Below are 17767 nucleotides of genomic sequence, written 5' to 3'. Positions count from 1 at the left end.
GTTCGCGAAATCCCGTCGCGCAAGAGAGGTTGGCATCCGTCGGGTGCGGGTCCACGGCCAGCGATCGCCGACCATGCCGGCGCCCGTAACGTCCTGTCCCGAGCCGGGCCGGTCCTCTGCGACGTGACCCGGCCACCGGCACAGGGAACCCACGCGTTCACACGTGCGTGGAGTCATGGCCGCTCCATGCCCCTAGGGGCGCGGGTGCCCGCGGGGGATTCGGGCACCCGCGCCGGTCAAGGGGGCGGTCAAGCGGTGGCTGCTGCGGTGCGGTCGCCTTCGGTGGCGGTTGTCTCCGAGGCGGTGGCCTGGGCATCGGCGGATTCTGGCTGGCGGGGGATGCCCAGGGCGCACAGCGATCCGGCCAGGACCACGCCGACGCCCGCCCACACGGCCGGGTGCAGGCCGTGCACGAAAGAGGTGGGTGATGTGGTGCTGCCGTGGCTGGTGAAGACGGTGCTCAGCACGGCGATGCCGAGTGCGCCGCCGACCTCGCGGACGGTGGTGTTGGCGCCGGAGGCCTTGCCCGCGTGCTCTTGGCTGACCGAGCCGAGCACGACGGCTGCGGTGGGCGCGAAGACGAAGCCCATGCCGATGCCGGAGACCACCATCGGCGCGACCAGGGTGGTGTAGGAGGTGTTGGTGCCGGCGACCAGGTTGATCCAGGCCAGGCCGGCGCCCTGCAGGAAGAGGCCGAGGGCCATCAGGCGTCCACCGCCGACCTTGTTGGTGAGCACCCCGGCGGCGGGGGCGACGAACATGGGCATCAGTGTCCAGGCCAGCGTACGCACGCCGGCTTCCAGGGGGGTGCGTACCGGGGCGATCTGGAGGTACTGGGCGAGCAGGAAGAGCGAGCCGAAGACGCCGAAGTACATGCTGGCAGAGACGATGTTGGTGAGGGTGAAGGCGCGCACCCGATAGAAGGAGAGCGGCAGCATCGGCTGCGGGGTGCGGCGCTCCCAGAGCAGGAAGAGGGTGAGCAGTGCGGCCCCGGCGGTGAAGGCGCCGAGTACGGTGGTGGAGGTCCAGCCATCGGTGGAGCCGTGCACGATGCCCCAGACGACGGCGAACAGTGCGGCGGCGGCCAACAGCATGCCCACCAGGTCAAGGCCCACACCCTCGAGGCGGCTCTCCTGCAGCACGAGGTGGATCAGCGGCACGGCCAGGATGCCGACCGGGACGTTGACCCAGAAGATCCACTGCCAGTCGAGGCCGTCCACCACGGCGCCACCGACCACGGGCCCCATGGCCACAGCCAGGCCACTGATGCCAGACCACAGACCGAGTGCGAGGCCGCGCTTGCGGGCCGGAACGGCCTGGGAGAGCAGGGTCAGGGACAGGGGCATCACGGCCGAGGCGCCGATGCCCTGGATGGCCCGGGCGGTGATGAGCTCGCCGCTGGTGGTGGCGAGGCCACAGAAGACGGATGCCACGGTGAAGAGGGTGATACCGAGCACGAACACCCTGCGGCGGCCGAAGCGGTCACCCAGCGCGGCGGCGGTGAGCAGCAGGCAGGCGAAGCTCAGCACGTAGGCGTTGACGAACCACTGCAGGTCCTGGGTGGAGGCGTTGAGCTTCACGGCCAGTGTGCGCAGCGCGGTCGAGACGACCAGGTTGTCCAGCGCAACCATGAACATCGGGACGCTGGACGCCACGATCGACAGCCACAGCGGCGCCGAGCGGGTGTCGGGCTTGGACATGAGGTCTCCTGGGTGAGTTCGTCGGAGTGTGGTGCGACGAGCGGGCTGGTGAGGTGCTCAGGAGGTGGCGTCGGCGGTCTGTTGCTCGGCGAGGCGGCGTTTTGCGTCGGCCCAGGTGATGGGCAGTTCGTCGATCGGTACCTCCCAGAAGGTGAAGACCGACTGGCGCATGGTGGACCGCAGGCCCTTCATGATCGAGTTGTGTGGCTCGGTCTTGGCGTAGGTGTAGAGCAGGTCCCGGCTCTCCCAGGCGGAGAGGGTCCAAAAGGTGCGGCCCAGCGGGTCGGCGATCAGCGAGGCACCCAGCGCACCCTGTGCGCCGCGCACTTGCTTCCAGGCGATGAGTGAGCGGAGGAAGAACCGAGGCACGTCGCTGAGTGAGCGCACCTCCAGTCGAGAGGCCATGACCAGTGCGGTCGTGACGCCGGGCCGCGGCTTGTTCGGGATGGTCCAGGGGAGTGTGGGCATAACTGAGCCCTTCCTAGAGGGGGCGCCCCTGCGGACGCCGCCTATGACCACAATGGACAGTGTCACTATCCATGATAGACAGTGGGACTATCTAGTTACCAGAAGGAGGCGGTCCCGATGCGAATCTCCGAACTGAGCCGGAAGACCGGGGTGTCCGTGCCCACGATCAAGTTCTACATCCGGGAGGGACTGCTGCCGGCCGGCCACCTCACCTCCCCCACCCAGGCCGAGTACGACGAGCAGCACCTGCGCCGACTGCGGCTGATCCGGGCGCTCATCGGGGTTCGCGGACTCTCCGTGGAGGCGACCCGGCAGGTACTGGGCGCACTGTCCGAGGAACAGTCCCAGCCACACCGCGTCCTCGGCCTCGCCCTCGGCGCCATCCGCATCTCCGAGGAGCCCACCGAGGAGATCGAGCAACTCGCCACGGTGGACGCACTCCTGGAGAAGCTGGGCTGGCAGGTGCACAACGACGCCCCCGCCCGCGGCGTACTGGCCGAGACCCTGGCCGGCCTGCAGCAGCTCGGCGCCGCCCTGGACTGGCACACGCTGCTCCCCTACGCCCGGCTGGCCGAGGAGACCGCTCGGCTGGACCTTGATCAACTGGAGGGGGTCGCAGACCCACTTGAGCTGGCCGAGCGGGCCATCGTCCTCACCACCCTGCTCGAACCCGCCCTCATGGCGCTGCGCAGGCTCGCCCAGGAGCACGAGTCCTCGCAGCGCCACAAGGAGTGAGGCTCAGGCATCGAGGCCGTCGAGTTCCTCCAGCAGCTGGCGGGCCGCCTCGGCGCCGGAGGAGAAGCCGGCCTCATGCGAACCGATCTGGTCCCAGCCGAGCCCGCGGGAGTGGAAGTAGGAGCCGCAGAGCTTGACCCGGGGGCCCTCGTTGACGTCGTAGATGTCCTTCTGCAGTTCACGCACAGGGTTGTCGATGATCGGGTGGGTGTAGGGGAAGCGGGCAATCACGGTCTCGGGACGCACCTCGTTCGGGTAGTCGAGGGTGACGAAGTAGTCCCGCTCGGCGGTAAAGCCGTGCAGCTTGTTCATGTAGTACGCGACGTAGGTGCGGGCCTGGCCGTCCACGGAGACCTTGCCGTAGTTCCACGCCTGCCAGCGTTCGCGGTCGGAAGGCATCACCGCGTCGTCGGTGTGGAGCACCACGTCGGAGGAGTTGTAGCGCACGGTGGCCAGTACGGTCCGCTGCCGCTCGGTGGGGTTCTCCAGCATGGACAGCGCCTCGTCCGCGTGCGTCCCGATAACGGCGTAGTCGAAGCGCTCGCTGCCGCCAGCCGTCGTTACTGTGACACCGTCTGGCTCCTGACGGACACCGGTGACCGGTTCGCCGGAGCGCACCTCGGGGCCGATGGCGGCGACGGCCTTGCGCACGTATGAAATCGAACCGCCGCCCACCGTGCGCCAGTCCACCCGGCGCCCGCCCAGGCCGCCTTCGTCGTGGCCCATGTAGAAGGCGATGACGGTGGAGGCGGGGATCTTCCAGATCAGCTCGGCGGGCACTGACCAAACGGCGGAGCAGAGCAGGATGACGTAGGAGTGCCGGAACTCCTGGCTGTAACCGCCACGGTCCAGGTACTCGCCGAGCGGGACGTCGGTGCGTCGGCGCAGGAAGTCGCGGCGGCCCTCGGTGTGGAAGCGGCGAGCCTCCCGCCAGATGGTGAGAAACTCCGGGGAGCTGTTGTAACGCGCTGTCACCTCTTCTTCCGGGAGGTCGAGTTCTTCGGTGCCGTACTCCAGGCCGGTGCCCTGGTCGAAGAAGTTGAACCCACCGAGGTGCTCCACTGCCTCCACCCCCAGCTGGTCGAAGAAGCCATAGAGGTTGGGATAGGCCGGGCGGTTGAAGACGACGAAGGCGGTGTCGATGCCGAGGACGCGGCCGTGCTCCTCGATCTCGACCGTGTTGGCGTGCCCGCCGAGGCGGTCCTCTCGTTCGAAGAGGGTGATCCGGGCGCGGTCGCGCAGATGGTAGGCGGCAGAGATGCCGGAGACGCCCGCGCCGACAACGACGACGCGGGGGGTGTGTTCGGGTGCCATGGTGGTCCTCACAGTGAAGCGGACGGGCGGTCAGGCGGCGGGCATTTCGGCGAGGTCGATGCGGTGCAGGTCGCCCGGGCGGCCGTGCTCAGCGGCAACGGCAAGCACGTATCCGGGTGCGGGACGGAGTAGCTCAAACCACCAAGTGTCTGCCGACCCGGGCGGCCGGTGGGGGTCGTACACGGTGATCGGCTCATCGGGGGGCGCGGCGAAGGCGAAGCTGGCCAGGTTCCGGGTGATCCCGGTACCGAGGGCCTTGAGGTACGCCTCCTTGAGCACCCACATTTCGCTGAGCCGCTCAGCGCGGGCCGCCCGCGGCAGGGCGGCCAGTTCGGCGCGCTCTGCCTCGGCCAGGTGCGGGAGGAGGTGGGCGACAGCGTCCGACGAGGCGGGCGCGCACTCGACGTCCACCCCACACTCGCGGCCGCAAGTGACCACGCAGGCGATCAGCCCCTCGGTGTGCGAAAGATTGAATCGCAGGCCCTCGTCGGGTGGTTCGGCCTCGGGCCGGCCCCAAGGGCCAGTCCGGAAGCGCCAGGCGTGCGGTGGCCGCTCACTGCGCGCGCTGAGAGCATAGCGGGCCAGCATCCGGGCCCCTAGGAAGCGACGGCGCGCACCCTGGCCGCGCAGGCGCTCCATTCGGGCCCGTTCCTTCCCGGTGAGTATTCGAGTGCCGCCGAGCGCACTGGCGAAGCCGTCCACTGCCCGTTCGGGGAGCAGCCAGAGGACGGCTGGATCAGCGCTCATTGCTGGCGTCCTCAAACTCCGGGCCATTGCGGTACACGGCCGCACTGCCGTGGGGCAGTGCGACGAGGTGACGGAGTCGGGGGCGGAGCGGACGGCGGTCTGCGGGACGGAGCTCACGCCGGTGTCCTCCTTGCGAGGTCAGTAGCGGACGGCGTCCTGGGTGACGACGCGCGCGGCGAGCGGAAACTGCCAGTGTGAGAAGAGCCGGTCCCCTCGGTGGAAGTGCCGCAGCACCTGCATCACCTCGTCCACCACAGCCTGGTCGGTGACGGCCTCGTGCGGCCGCAGGTGCCGACGCAGCCGCTCCAACTGGAGCAGCAGTACGGCACCGTTGGGCAGCGGCTCCTCCAGGGCCTCGTGCGAGTGGACGAAGGTGAGCACGCACGCGGCGGCGGCATGCACCAGGCAGTACTCCTTGGCTAGGCCGAACAGTTCGGCGGACTGGCCGTAGGCCCTGCCCTGGCCGGTGCGCAGCTGGTCGCAGCGCTCGGCCAGTGAGGCGGTGTGGTCGATCAGCTCCTCGGCGGTGTCGGCGGCGCAGCGAAGCCAGGCTCGCTGGTCGTCCTCCTTGGCCTCCTCAGCGAGGGCGCGCAGCCGGGTGACGCCCTCCGGCGCGGCCAGCACGGTGTCGTCCCGGCCGCGGCTGAACAGCTCCTGCGCCCAGGGCCGATAGGGCGGCATCGCCTGCTCGATGCCGTACATCATGGCGGCGTTGCGCACCGAGTCTGCACGCAGTTGCTCGTCGGCCTTCAGCGTGGTGGTGAGCAGCGGCTGCAGCTGGTTGCCGAGGTTACGCAGATTGACGACGGTGTTGCCGTCGGCGAAGTTGGCCACCAGCAGGTCGCGGAGCATCTTCTGGAAGACGCCGTAGTGCGGGTGACCGCGCAGGAAGAAACGGGCGCCGAGCACCACGGCCAGCTGGGACATGGTGCGTTCAAGCAGGGTCGGCACGAAGTACTTCACCACCGAGGAGGAGACGCTGGCTTGTTCTGGCGTCACCTGCAGCCCACGCACCGCCCCGAGACTGACGGCGTCGGCCACCAGCAGGTCGGCGAAGACCTCAGTGAGCTGGCGGCGGCTGTAGGGGATGTCGCTGACGGCCTGGCCGAGGATGATCCTGCCCTCTGTGAAGTCGAGGGTGAGGCGCAGCCCGGTGTCCACGGCGGAGAGCGCAATGCTGCTGATCTGGGCTCGGGCGGTCTGGGTAGCCTTCAGGGCTATCTCCAGGCCCTGGCCCTCGGCACCGAGCCGGGCGTCCTCCGGCACGAAGACGCCTTCCACCCGCAGTCCACTGATGTCCATGGCGCGCAGGCCGTGCAGCCGCTCGCCGGGCAGCTCCTGGATGCTGCTGACTGGAGCCGTGCGCTTGTCCAGCACGAAGACGGAGAAGCCGCCGGTGCCGCCGCGCTCGCTGGTGCGGGCGAAGACCACCATGCCGTCGGACCAGGTGGCGTTGCCAATCAGCCACTTCTCGCCGGTGAGGAGGTATCCGTCGTCCACCCGGGTCGCGGTCATGGCGTTGGCCAGCAGGTCGCTGCCGTAGGCGCGTTCGGACAGGCCCCACGAGAGCCGGTGGCCGTTCTTGACGGCCTCGACGAGCTGGCGTTTCTGCTCGTCGGTGCCGGCGATCCACACTGGCATGAAGGCCAGGTTGGTGATGATCAGCGCGGTGGCGGTGGCCGGGTCGCGCCGGGCGACCAGCCGGACCAGGTTGAACTCGGCTTCCACGTCTCCCGCGCGGCCGCCCTGCTCGCCAGGCAGCGCGTACTCCGGTACGCCCCAGCCACGCAGCATCTGGACGAACTCGTTGGGGTAGGACTCGCGCTCATCCAGCTCCATGATCCGGGCGTACGGCATCCGGCTGGACGGAGCGTGCGGGCAGCCGAGGAATTCCTCCAGCCGGGCGGCCAGTGCGGTCAGGTCACCCTTGGGCATCGGCGGCCTCCTGGTGAGTCGTTGCGAGGGGGACGGGGGCAGCGGTGAAGAGCAGGTCCTGCACGCGCAGTGCGGCGAGGGTGTCGAGGGCGGGCAGCAGGCGCGGGCCGTGCCACTGAGGATCGGTGCCCTCGGCGCGGGCCAGCAGGTAGCCGAGGGCGGCGCGCAGCCAGCCGGTCGCGCCGGGTTCGGCGCCGTACAGCGGGCGTTCGCGATTGGCCCACCACAGGTGGACGCACGCGGCTGCGCCGTGCAGCCAGGCGTAGCGTTCGGCGAGGTCGGCGAGGGCGTTGGGGTCCGCGCCGGGCCGACGTGCAGCCTCAGCCCTCGGCAGCAGGTCGGCGACGGCCTCGGCCAGGCGGGCGACGACGCCCGGCGTGTCGTCGTAGAGGGACGCGCGGACTGACGCGGCCACAGTGGGCAGCCCGCCAAGTACCGGGTCCACGCCCCGTGCGATGAGGTCGAGGCGGGCCGGCTCGTAGGGCGGCAGTTCGGCGTCCAGGGTGAAGATGCGGCGCAGTGTCTCCGGTTCGGGCACTTCCGTGCTGTTGAGCAGGGTGGGCAGCTGGCCGCAATAGGCGCGCAAGTTGGCGTAGGGGCTGGCGTCGATGACGCGGACGACGGCCGAGTCGCGCTGCAGCTTCTGGAAGACGCCGTTTCCGGGTGCTGCCTCGCGCAGCACTGAGCGAGTGGCAAGCACGGTGCCACAGCAACGCAAGAGGTCTTCGGCGGCTTCGGCCACCAGGTGCTTGGCTGCCAGGCCCCAGACGCTGAAGGCCTCGGGCACCACGTGCACGCCGCGGGCGGCGGCAAGCGCCACCGCGTCCGCCGCCAGCAGCGCGGCGGACGCGACCGCAAGCTCCCGTGCGGCGTACGGAGTGGCGGACAGCATTGTGCGGCCGACACGGCGCTCGGCGGCGAAGTCGCCGGTGACCCGGAGGGCGGTGTCCGCGATGCCGAGCGATCCCGCCATGCTCATCAGCCGCACCGCCTGCTGCGCCCGGATGGCGACCTCCAGGCCCTCGCCTTCTTTGCCGACCTGTGCGTCCCACGGCACGGGGAGGGCGTTGAAGCGCAGGGTGGCGAGGTCGATGCCGCGCATGCCGCCGGTCAGCGGTGCCGGCAGCCGGGTCAGGTCGTCGAGGTCGATGGTTCCGTCGGTCAGATCGAGCAGGACAGAGGTGAAGGCTCCGGGGCCGCGTTCGCCGGTGCGGGCCACGACGTAGATGGCCTCGCACCGCAGGCCGTTGCCGACCAGCCATTTCTCGCCGTGCAGCAGCCCGTTCGCGTCGAGCCGCACCTCGCCGGCGAGCAGGTCGCTGCCGTGATCCGCCTCGGTGAGCGCGAAGGCGACGGCCCCGCCGTCGCGCAGGATGCGCGCCACCCGCTCTTGTTGCTCTGTGGTGCCGTGCAGTTGCAGGCAAGTGGCGGCGATGATGCTGAACATGGTGCCGGGCATGATTGTGACGTCCCGGCGGGCTGCAGCGCGGACCAGGGTGAGGCTGCGGTCGAAGGACTCGAAGGTGCCGCCCCATTGCTTGGGCAGGTAGTTGAGGTGGAAACCCACGTCGCGCAGCGTCTCGCACAGCTGCTGGGGGAAGGCGTCCGTCTCGTCGCGGGCGACGGCGGCGGCCCAGCCGTACGGGTTGGCGGGATCGGCCGGGTCGCCGAGCAGCTGCTCCAGCGCCTCCGGGGTCAGGTCGGCGCTCATCGGGCACCTGCCGTGGGTGCGGTACCGGCCGGGGTCTCCAGCGGGATGGGGCGGTAGTCGGCGGCGCCGGCCGGGACGTGCACGCCCGCCAGGCGCAGCTGGGCAAGTCGGGTGTGGAAGGCGGCTCCGCGCATGAGATGGTGGGCGACGTCGGCGACCCGGCGGTTGCTGGGATTCTTCAGGTAGCTCCCGGTGACCCAGTCGTTGAAGGAGCCCATGGCCGGTCCGCACCAGATCTGGTAATCCTGCGCCCGGTTCTGCTCCCCCATCACAGCCCAGCGCGAGGCCATGCCCAGGTACCAGCGGAAGACCAGGGCCATCTGGCGCTTGGGGCTGCCGGCGGCACGGGTGAGCTGCTCCGGGTCGCGGCGCTCGAAGTAGGTGACGCAGTCCTGCCAGACGTCCTGAAGCGGGCGGCGGAAGATCTGTTGCTCCAGCCGGGCGCGCTCGGCGGGGGGCAGTGCCTCCAGGCCGTCGTAGGCCTGGTAGAGCTGGTAGAGGCGGCGGGCTCGCATCGGGAAGAGGGTGCCTTTCTTGAGCACCTGGAGGTCGACACCCATCTCGAACATGTCGGCGGCCGGGGCCATCTCGCAGTCCGCGATGCCGGCCTCGGCGAGCATCGCCTTGGCCGCGGCAGAGGCGCCGGACTCCAGGCAGGACTGGTTGACCGAGCCGGTGACGACGTAGGCCGCGCCCATGGCGAAGGCCGAAGCCACCGCGGCCGGTGTGCCAAGGCCGCCGGCCGCGCCGACCCGGATCGGCACCGGGTAGCGGTGCTCGCGCTGGACGTGGTCGCGCAGCCGCGAGATGGCCGGGAGCAGTGCGGGCAGCGGGCGGCGGTCGGTGTGGCCGCCGGAGTCGGCCTCCACGGTGATGTCGTCGGCCAGCGGGACGTGGTGGGCGAGGGAAGCCTGTTCGGCGGTGATCAGGCCCTGCTCCAGCAGGGTGCTGACGGTGGTGGCGGGCGCGGGGCGCATGAAGCGCTCGGCGGTCTCCGGGCGGGAGATCTTGGCGATCAGGCGGTTGTCGGCGATGATCCGGCCGGCCTCGTCCCGGCGCAGCCCGGCCACGCGGTAGCGCACCACGTGTGGCGTGAGGCCCATGTAGGCGGACGCCTCGATGCAGCGCACGCCGTTTCGCAGGAACAGCTCCACCGCCTCGCGCTCCAGGCGGTCCTCGCTGGGGCTGTGGATGAGGTTGACGGCGTACGGCAGGCCGGGGATCTCGGCGGTGAACCGGTGCAGCGCCTTCTCGATTGTTTCCGGCAGCAGCCCGGCCGCGCCGAAGGAGGCCAGGAAGCCCTCCCGGGCGAGCGCGATCACCATGTCGGCGGAGGCGATGCCGCCCGCCATGGCTCCGGCCATGTAGGGCTGGCGAACGCCGTGGGCGGCGGTGAAGGCTGCCGAGCCGAGCCGGTGCGGGGGCAGCGGGGCGGCGGCGGCCAGGAGGTGTGGGCCCTGGCCGGTGGGGGCGGCGGTGCCGCCGGAGACGGCGCCCGGGCCCTGCGGGGTGCTGACGATGAAGCAGGGGTTTTCCAGGTCGGCGAGGACCTGGTAGATGCCGGCCAGGTCGGTGCCGGGCAAGCTGTCGCCCTGCCAGCGCAGCGGGGTCCGGTGGTGGGTGGTGGCCATGGGAAGCGCAGCTCCTCGGCTGGTCAGGCGGGGTCGGGGGCGGAGCGAACCTCGATGGCCGCGTCGGTGAGCTGGTAGATGCGCAGGCCCGGCTTCCACAGGTCGGCGTCGGCCACGAGCAGCACCCGGTCGGCCTCTCGCCGCACCTCCTTGATGTGGACGTCGAAGCGGAGTTCTTTGTCGTCGCGGAGGATCTGGCCGCGGTACTTCCAGCTCGTCTCGATGCCGGTGGCCATGGCGAAGCGCGGGTTGTCGATGCCCTCGGCCAGGCCCTGCTCCAGCACGAACAGCCTCATGGCCTGCAGCACGGCCTCCACGCCGAGCGAGCCGGGCATCACCGGGTCGCGGTGGAAGTGGCAGTCGAAGTACCACTCGTCGGGGCGGACCTGGCGGTAGCCGTGCAGGTAGCCGGCGCCGTGCCGGCCGCCGTCGGCAACCAGGTCGACGTGGTCGACCAGGTGGAAGTGGCCGCCGGGCAGGTGCAGGTGACCGCCCTCGGGGTCGGTGAAGGCGGGTGCGTCGTCGGGGAGTTCGATACGGCGCACCCGCTCTGCGGTGGGCTGTTCCTGCTCGATCCAGGGCGCGGCGTAGGTTCCGTTGTCCAGGCCGAGCTGGTTGGCGAGGGCGGCCTCGCTGAAGTAGCCGAAGAGGGATTCGCCGGTGTAGAAGACCTCGCCGTCGGCGGAGAGCTCGTAGGAGAAGTTCTGCAGCACGGCGCCGGAGACGGCGCTGGTCATCAGCAGCTTGGAGTGATGGCGGATGGTCTTGCCGCACAGGTCCACGTCCTTGACCAGGGTGGCCCGGCCGTCCAGGTTGCGGATGGCGTACTGCTGCTGCGGGTCCTTCAGGGTGGCGCCGAGGTAGTAGCCGAGGAAGATGGCCGCCTGCAGCGAGGTCTCCATGTATACGCAGTTGGGCATGTGCGGGTGGGAGTTGTGCTGGTAGTACCAGGCGTCCGCGGGCGAGTCGTACTCGGTGACCATCTCTGAGCCGGGGCCCAGGTCGCCGCGGGTGCCCTTGAGTGACATCACCCGGTCCACGAACTGGAAGTCGCCGTTGGGGATGTAGGGGGCGCGGCTGTCGCGGTAGATCTCGAACTCCGGGCCCATCGCCATGTCGAGCAGGCCCTTGGCGGCGTGCGCCAGGTGCAGTTCGTTGATCATCGCGGGTTCGCCGCTGCGGTTGCGGCGGCCGAGGAAGGAGGGCACTCCCCCGGTCTCCGGGCGGTAGGGGGTGTCGTCCTTCTCCTGCACCTGGAGGCCGAGGTTGCGCATCTTGATGACTGGCTTGTCGCCCAGGTAGACCAGGATGTCTGCCATGACGGTCGGCCGCGGCAGCAGCGTGATCTGCATGATCTCGACCTCGTAGCGGATCTCCTGGTGCGCCGGGGTGACCTGGCCGCGCACTTGGACGTCGATCCGCTCGTCGGTGACGGTCTGGAAGCGGGCGTCCGGCAGCGTGAGGTGCATGCCCAGGTAGAGCAGGTAGATCTGAAGCAGCTGTACGGCGCCCTCGGCGACCAGCGATCCGGCCAGCACCGGGTCGTCCGGGAAGTGGCAGGTGAAGTACCAGGCGTCCGGCTCCAGTCGCTTGACGGCGGTGAGCTTGCCCAGGCCGCGCGGGCCGCCGAGCCGCTCCACCCGCACCTCGTCCACCATCCGCAGCATGGCGTCCGGCAGCCGCAGGGCCGGGTTGAGCCCCGGGTCCTGGGCGTGTTCGGGGCCGAAGACCGCGCCGTGCCGGCCCTGCGCGAGGAGCTCCAGGTCGGCGGCGGTGAGCAGCGTCTTGTCGGTGCGGGCGAGCGGTTTGAACCAGCCCTTGGTCAGGGCGGCACGCTCGGCGCGCTCACGGTCGGTGATGACGATGCCGAGCGAGGAGTCCAGCTCCTTCTGGGTGAAGAACCCAGCGCAGGCGTCCCTCAGTTCGAGGATCAGCTCGTCGTCGGCATAGCAGTTGTAGCTGAAGAAGAAGAGCGTGGTGTCGCCGTTGCGGACGAAGCGGTCGATGGAGATGTCGTAACGCAGCGTCTGCCCGGCTCGGGGCAGTCCCCCGCGGAAGATCAGCGAGCTGTCCAGCAGGCGGTAGACCCGGTTGCCCATGTTACGGAAGTCGATGCCGAGGTAGCTGACCAGCAGCAGGTCGCACTGGCCGGCCTCGACGGTGACGGCCGGCGGCGCGCCTCCGTCCACCAGGTACCAGGCGTCCTGGGGAATGTCGTACTCGGTGGTGATGGTGGCCGGTCCGAACACTCCGGTCTGTGCGTTGAGCCGGGTGACCCGGGTGACGAAGTGGTACGGCGGTGCGGGCAGGCGGACGCGTTTGGCGTAGGCGTCGATCGATGCGAAGTCCGGGCCGAACACCTTGGCCACTGAGCCGGTGGCGAATTCCAGCAGCGCGGTCTCGTCCCAGATCACGCCCTCTTGCGGCGCGGTGGGTGCGGCAGGTTCCGTGGTGGGTTCGGTGGGTGCGGTGGGTTCGGTGGGTGCGGTGGGTTCGGTGGGTTCGGGGGATGCGGTCTGCAGGGTCGAGGCGGGCACGGGCCGGGAGGCTGCCGGGGGCAGCGAAGCGGGTGCGCCGGGCGGAAGGGCGGCGGGAGGCGGGAGGGGCGTGGGCGGCGCGGGCCGGGTGGCGGCACCCCGCTCCAGCAGGGCCTCGGCGCGGCTGAGGGTGGCGTCCTGCAGGACGTGCTGGGTCTCCATCACCACGGAGTGCGTGGAGATCATCTGACGGCGCATCTCGCGCACGAGATCGGCGGCGGGCGAACCGGTGGTGTCGGGGCCTACGGTCGCGGATGCCTCAGGCCCGTTGGGGGTGGCCGGGGCGCCAGGGAGGTCGAGGAGGGGTGCGGATGTGGTGGCGGGCTGCTGCGGGACTGGTGGCGCCCAGGGCAGGAAGGCGATCGGGTCGCCGTCGAAGATGATGCCCTCGGGGTCCGCGAGGGTCGGGTCGGCGGGCATGGGATCGGGTTCCTCCGGTACGGGGGGCGGGACAGGGGCCGGGGCAAGTCCGGCAGCGGAGACCGCGGCGGGTGCGGCGGCCTGCAGGGACACGGTGACCTGCTGGGCGGCGGCCGGGATGCTCGGCTGATCGCCCGTCAGCAGGCCTGTCTCAGGGGCGAGGGCGCGCACCCCGCGGGCCACCAGCTCCGGCACCGGGTCGCCGCCGCCCACCCGGAAGCGGGTGGTGCGCCGGGCCGGGACGGCCGCTTCGGCCCGCTGCTGGGCGCCGAGCAACGCCGTGAGGTCGACAGGCAGTCCGTGCCCGACCAGCCGGGCGACCAGGTGGGCGATCGACTTGGTGGCCGGCACACCGCGGCGGTCCACGCAGACCGCGACGTGCGGCTGCTCGCCCAGGGTGTCGCGCACCCAGCGCGAGCAGGTGGCGCCGGGGCCGACTTCGATGAAGTAGCGGTAGCCGCGGTCGTAGGCGGTGTGTACCAGACGTGGGAAGTCGATGGTGGAGCGCAGCGTGTGCGCGATGCGCCGGGCGATGCGCTCGCGGCCCAGGATGGGCAGCTCCTGGTAGTCGTAGGCGGAGAACAGTTCCAGGCCTTCGATCGAGCCGGTCGGGTAGTCGTTCAGCCCGGCCAGGCCTTCAAGTTCGGCGTCCACCACCGGGCAGTGCATCACCACGCTGACCGGGGAGCGGGCCGCTGGGCAGTCCAGCTCTCCGATGAGGGCGCGGCACTGCGCGGGGTCGCCCGCGATCACCAGTTCGCCGGGGGTGTTGACGTGGGTGAGGAAGACACGGTCGTAGCGGGCCAGCGCGGCTTCGGCGGTGCGCTGGTCGGTGAGCAGGACGTGCGACGCCCACAGGTCCCTGTCCGGGGTGTGGGCCGGGATGTCCCGCCACAGCTCGCGCACGGTGCGCCGCTGGCCGACCAGGCGGTCCCGGAAGATCGGGGTGGTGCTGATCAGGTCGTCCCGGCGGCCCTCGGCGAGCCAGCCGCCGGTGGCGAAGAGCATGCTGGACTCGCCCAGGCTGTAGCCGAAGCCACCGTGTGCGGAAACGCCCAGGACCTCTCGCACCAGATGGGTGTAGAGGATGGCGAAACTGGTTCCGGTGGCCAGCATGAACGGCACGTCCTCGCTGAGTGTGCCCTCCAGCTGCATCAGCTCCCGCCGTCCCGGCGTCACGTACGTGCGCGGGTGGAGCAGGGCGGCGCGCAGTTGTCGGGCGGGCTCTTCGGCCTGCGCTTCGAAGTGCTCGAGCAGGCCGGGGAAGGCGCGGAAGAGGTCTTGGCCCAGGCCGGGGTAGGAGTTGAACGCGCCGGGGTAGACCAGGGCGACCTTGCCCTCCGGACCGATCGGGCGGGCGGTGAAGTATGAGCCGGCCGGGGTGGCCCACTCGCCGTCCGCGGCGTGTGCACCGGGGATGTCCCGTGCGGCGAGTTCGAGTTGCCGCCGCAGGTCGGCCGCGTCGCGGCCGACGAGCACGGCGCGAAGTCCCGTGCTGTGCAGCGTGTGAGCCGCCTCCCGGGCAAGCGCCAGCGGATCGGCACCGTCCGCCAGCAGGTACCGGTGCCGCTCGACGGAGGCCAGCAGGGCGTCCAGGTCGTTGGCGGAGAGCGCCAGCGGTATCGGGCCCTGGGCCCGCTGCCAGTCGGAGGCCACTGTGCGCCCGTGGGTGGTGTCCGAGGAGATCACCAGGTGTGCGCAGGCGCCGTCTCGGCCCAGCATGCTGACGGCGGCGTGCCGCCGGCCGTGGCGCGAGGAGCGTAGCCAGGGCCGGGACTGGTCGGGCACGTAGAGCGCGGAGCCCGCGAAGGGGTCCTCGAACTGCGCTGCGGGCCGCTGCCATCCGGTGGATCCGGGAACATACCCGTGGTGCAGGCAGAGCACGGCCCGGATCAGCGCCGCCATCCCAGAGGCACAACCGGCGTCACCGATCTGTGCGGTGACACTGCCGAGCGCGACGGTGCGCACCGGCTCGCCGCCGCAGCCATGGACGGCGGCCGAGGCGCCGTCTCGCGTGGTGTCGGCAGCTGCACCGGACTGGCCGTCCGTCTCCCCCACTCGGTACACCCGAGCCAGCGCCGTGAGTTCGGCGTGGTCCTGAGCCTGCGCGCCGCCCGCGTGGGCCTCGACGTAGCCGATCTCCGCGGGGATGATGCCGGCGGCGGACAGTGCCGCCTGCGCGGTCTGCGCCACGGCCTCCGCGTCTGCCTGCGCAACGGATCCCTCCCGGGCCCCGGTGCCACGCAGCGCCAGCGCGTCCAGGCGGGCGTAGACGCGGCGGCCTTCGGCCTCACCGCCGCGGGTGACGACGACCGCGCCGGCTCCCTCGCCGATCCGCGGGCCCTGGGCGCCCTCGGCGAAGCTCAGCCCCGCCTCCGAGACCACGTCGGGGTGCAGCAACAGATGCTCCGCGGAGCCAGTGAGGTCGACCGCGCCGACCAAGACCGCCTCGATGCCCTGGTCGAGCAGCAGCAGCCGGGCCACCTCGAGGGCCTCGGCGGTGCCCGAGCCCTCCGCCGAGATGGTGAAGGACGGCCCAGTGAGGTTCCACAGCGAGGAGATCCGGCTGGCCATGACGTTGCCGATGTAGCTGAGCACCTCGTTGGCCACGATCGGCGGCACCACAGCGTCCCGGGCCACCTCCGCCACCGCGGCCAGCTGCTCTTCCGTCAACTCCACGCCCGCGCGCTCGAAGTGCTCGCGCAGGAAGGAGCCGAGGGCGTAGCGGGTGAGCCGGGCGTGCGCGTACGGCTCCAGCTCCATCGCCACCACCACCGCGATCCGCCGCGGCTCTGGCGCGCTCGCGCCTGCCGGGATGGCCCGGCTGTAGCCGGCGTCGCGCAGTGCCTCGTCGGCGACCTTGGTGGCCAGCGCGTGCTGGAGGTTGTAGGTGCGCAGGTCGTTGGGCGGGATCTTGAGGTCGACGGGGTCGATGTCCACGCCGTCCACGTAGGCCCCGTGCGGCACGGACGCGCCGGTCAGCCCCGCCCGTTCCAGGGTGCCGCCGCCGGTCTGCTCCAGGCCCCGCCAGCGCCGCTCGGGCAGCGGGCCCAGCACATCCGCGCCCTCGTAAATGGCCCGTTCCAGCGCGCTCACGCCGTCCAGTGGGCCGAAATGCGCGCCCAGGCCGACTATGTCCAGCGCGGGCGGCTCGGCCGGGGGCTCCTCGTCGGGCTGCCAGATCTCCGCTGCCTCCGGCGCGGAGAGCACCACGTGCGCATTGGTGCCGCCGAAGCCGAACGCGGAGACTGCCGCTCGCAGCGGCCCGAGCTCCTGCGGCCACGGCCGGCCCTCGCGGACCAGCGCCTCCTCCCCCACCTGGCCGTCCGCGGAGCGCACGGGCTGCTCGACGCCGATGGTGGGCGGGAGGTGTCCCTCGTTCATGGCCAGGATGACCTTGAGCAGGCTGCTCAGCCCGGCGACGGTGAGCAGGTGCCCGATGTTGCCCTTTACCGAGCCGATCAGCGGCACCTTGCCGTATCGCCCGAAGAAGGCGGCAACGGATTCGGCCTCGGTGGCGTCGCCCAACGGGGTGCCGGTGGCGTGGCACTCCAGGTAGTCGATGGCGGCAGGGTCCACGCCGGCCTCGGCGTAGGCGAGTTCGTAGGAAGCGAGCTGGCCGCCGCCCTGCGGGACGAGCAGGTGGCGTCCGCTGCCGTCGTTGCTCAGGCCGATGCCATCGATGACGGCGTGTATGCGGTCGCCGTCCCGCAGCGCGTCGGCGAGGCGCTTCACGGCGACCATGCCGGCGCCCTGGCCGGTGAGGATGCCCCCGGAACGGTTGTCGAAGGGCTGGCTGAAGCCGTTTTCCGGGTAGGCGTGCAGGTCGCTGAAGGAGAGATGGATGAGGGTGGGGTCCGGGGCACAGACACCACCGGCCAGCACCAGGTCGGCCTGCCCGGTCGCGAGGTGGCCGCACGCCAGCTTGAGCGCGTACAGCGCAGAGGAGCAGGCCGCGTCCAGGGCGTAGCGGGGGCCGCCGAGCCCGAGCGCGGCGGCGGTAATGGCCGCCGGGGAGCCGCTGACGCGGAGGTTTTCCCCGCGCAGCAGTTCCGGGTCGACCAACGGGGTGCCCTCGGGGAGCTGCGCCAGCGCCGGCAGCCCGGCCCGGCGCAGGCCTTCCAGCACCGCCTCCTGGGCCAGCGGGACGCTTGTCCGGGCCGATGTCGGAGTCGGGAAGGAGTAGTTGCCGAGGATGAGGGCGGTGCGCGCGAGGGTCTCCGGCTGGGCGTCAAAGCCGCCGTCCCGCAGTGCCTGCCGGGCGGTGTGCAGCGACCAGTGGAAGATGCGGTCGAGGCGGGTGAGGTAGTCGGGGTCGAGGCGGTAGCCGGTGGGGTCGAATGCGAAGTCGGTGACGAAGCCGCCGCGGCGGCAGTAGATGCGGTGCTGCGGATCGAGGTCGGCGTCCTGGGGTTCGGCGCCGAAGATGTCGTCGCCGCCTTCCCGGCGGGCGTCCGCCCCGCTGCTCAGGTTCTCCCAGAACTCGGCGGGGGTGTGGGCGCCTGGGAAGAGACAGGACAGGCCGACGATGGCGTACTTGCTCATCAGAGCGAGGTCCCTCCGTGGGTC

9 protein-coding genes are annotated in these 17767 nt (G+C 70.9%); 1 reads left to right on the top strand and 8 read right to left on the bottom strand.

Annotated features, from left to right (window positions below):
• Positions 1 to 248 precede the first annotated feature (248 nt).
• Together ACWGJ5_RS34410 and ACWGJ5_RS34405 are read right to left on the bottom strand one after the other, a co-directional pair.
• Positions 249 to 1700, bottom strand: a complete 1452-nt coding sequence (locus ACWGJ5_RS34410) for an MFS transporter (RefSeq protein WP_453313557.1) — start codon at positions 1698 to 1700, stop codon at positions 249 to 251.
• Between the two features lie 57 nt (positions 1701 to 1757).
• On the bottom strand, positions 1758 to 2168 hold the full coding sequence (locus ACWGJ5_RS34405; protein ID WP_453313556.1) for a DUF3291 domain-containing protein: 411 nt from the start codon (positions 2166 to 2168) through the stop codon (positions 1758 to 1760).
• Between the two features lie 117 nt (positions 2169 to 2285).
• On the opposite strand from ACWGJ5_RS34405, the gene ACWGJ5_RS34400 reads away from it, so the two are divergent.
• Positions 2286 to 2903 carry a MerR family transcriptional regulator gene (locus ACWGJ5_RS34400; RefSeq protein ID WP_453313555.1) on the top strand — a complete coding sequence of 206 codons (618 nt, stop codon included), beginning with the start codon at positions 2286 to 2288 and terminating at the stop codon, positions 2901 to 2903.
• A 3-nt stretch (positions 2904 to 2906) separates the two neighbouring features.
• On the opposite strand, the gene ACWGJ5_RS34395 is transcribed toward ACWGJ5_RS34400, so the two are convergent.
• From ACWGJ5_RS34395 to ACWGJ5_RS34370, 6 genes are all read right to left on the bottom strand, one after another.
• Entirely contained in the window at positions 2907 to 4217 is a 1311-nt protein-coding gene (locus ACWGJ5_RS34395) for an NAD(P)/FAD-dependent oxidoreductase (RefSeq protein WP_453313554.1), read from the bottom strand.
• A 30-nt stretch (positions 4218 to 4247) separates the two neighbouring features.
• Complete coding sequence (locus ACWGJ5_RS34390; RefSeq protein WP_453313553.1) at positions 4248 to 4964, bottom strand: 4'-phosphopantetheinyl transferase superfamily protein; 717 nt, start codon at positions 4962 to 4964, stop codon at positions 4248 to 4250.
• A 138-nt stretch (positions 4965 to 5102) separates the two neighbouring features.
• Entirely contained in the window at positions 5103 to 6899 is a 1797-nt protein-coding gene (locus ACWGJ5_RS34385; RefSeq protein ID WP_453313552.1) for an acyl-CoA dehydrogenase family protein, read from the bottom strand.
• Entirely contained in the window at positions 6886 to 8610 is a 1725-nt protein-coding gene (locus ACWGJ5_RS34380) for an acyl-CoA dehydrogenase family protein (protein WP_453313551.1), read from the bottom strand. The genes ACWGJ5_RS34385 and ACWGJ5_RS34380 overlap by 14 nt, the downstream gene beginning before the upstream one ends.
• Positions 8607 to 10241: a PfaD family polyunsaturated fatty acid/polyketide biosynthesis protein gene (locus ACWGJ5_RS34375; protein WP_453313550.1), complete on the bottom strand. Its 1635-nt coding sequence runs from the start codon at positions 10239 to 10241 to the stop codon at positions 8607 to 8609. Before ACWGJ5_RS34375 ends, ACWGJ5_RS34380 begins: the two co-directional genes overlap by 4 nt.
• A gap of 23 nt (positions 10242 to 10264) precedes the next feature.
• Positions 10265 to 17743: a beta-ketoacyl synthase N-terminal-like domain-containing protein gene (locus ACWGJ5_RS34370; RefSeq protein ID WP_453313549.1), complete on the bottom strand. Its 7479-nt coding sequence runs from the start codon at positions 17741 to 17743 to the stop codon at positions 10265 to 10267.
• Positions 17744 to 17767: the final 24 nt, after the last annotated feature.

The organism is Streptomyces sp. NPDC054783 (assembly GCF_053611725.1).
The sequence above is the reverse complement of the archived record's forward strand: the minus strand, read 5'-3'. Positions and strand labels throughout refer to the sequence as shown.

What these genes read in the sequence shown, in the direction of transcription:
- ACWGJ5_RS34405 (WP_453313556.1), bottom strand. Translation starts at nt 2,168, where the DNA reads ATGCCCACACTCCCCTGGACCATCCCGAACAAGCCGCGGCCCGGCGTC.
- ACWGJ5_RS34380 (WP_453313551.1), bottom strand. Translation starts at nt 8,610, where the DNA reads ATGAGCGCCGACCTGACCCCGGAGGCGCTGGAGCAGCTGCTCGGCGAC.
- ACWGJ5_RS34370 (WP_453313549.1), bottom strand. Translation starts at nt 17,743, where the DNA reads ATGAGCAAGTACGCCATCGTCGGCCTGTCCTGTCTCTTCCCAGGCGCC.
- ACWGJ5_RS34400 (WP_453313555.1), top strand. Translation starts at nt 2,286, where the DNA reads ATGCGAATCTCCGAACTGAGCCGGAAGACCGGGGTGTCCGTGCCCACG.
- ACWGJ5_RS34395 (WP_453313554.1), bottom strand. Translation starts at nt 4,217, where the DNA reads ATGGCACCCGAACACACCCCCCGCGTCGTCGTTGTCGGCGCGGGCGTC.
- ACWGJ5_RS34385 (WP_453313552.1), bottom strand. Translation starts at nt 6,899, where the DNA reads ATGCCCAAGGGTGACCTGACCGCACTGGCCGCCCGGCTGGAGGAATTC.
- ACWGJ5_RS34375 (WP_453313550.1), bottom strand. Translation starts at nt 10,241, where the DNA reads ATGGCCACCACCCACCACCGGACCCCGCTGCGCTGGCAGGGCGACAGC.
- ACWGJ5_RS34410 (WP_453313557.1), bottom strand. Translation starts at nt 1,700, where the DNA reads ATGTCCAAGCCCGACACCCGCTCGGCGCCGCTGTGGCTGTCGATCGTG.
- ACWGJ5_RS34390 (WP_453313553.1), bottom strand. Translation starts at nt 4,964, where the DNA reads ATGAGCGCTGATCCAGCCGTCCTCTGGCTGCTCCCCGAACGGGCAGTG.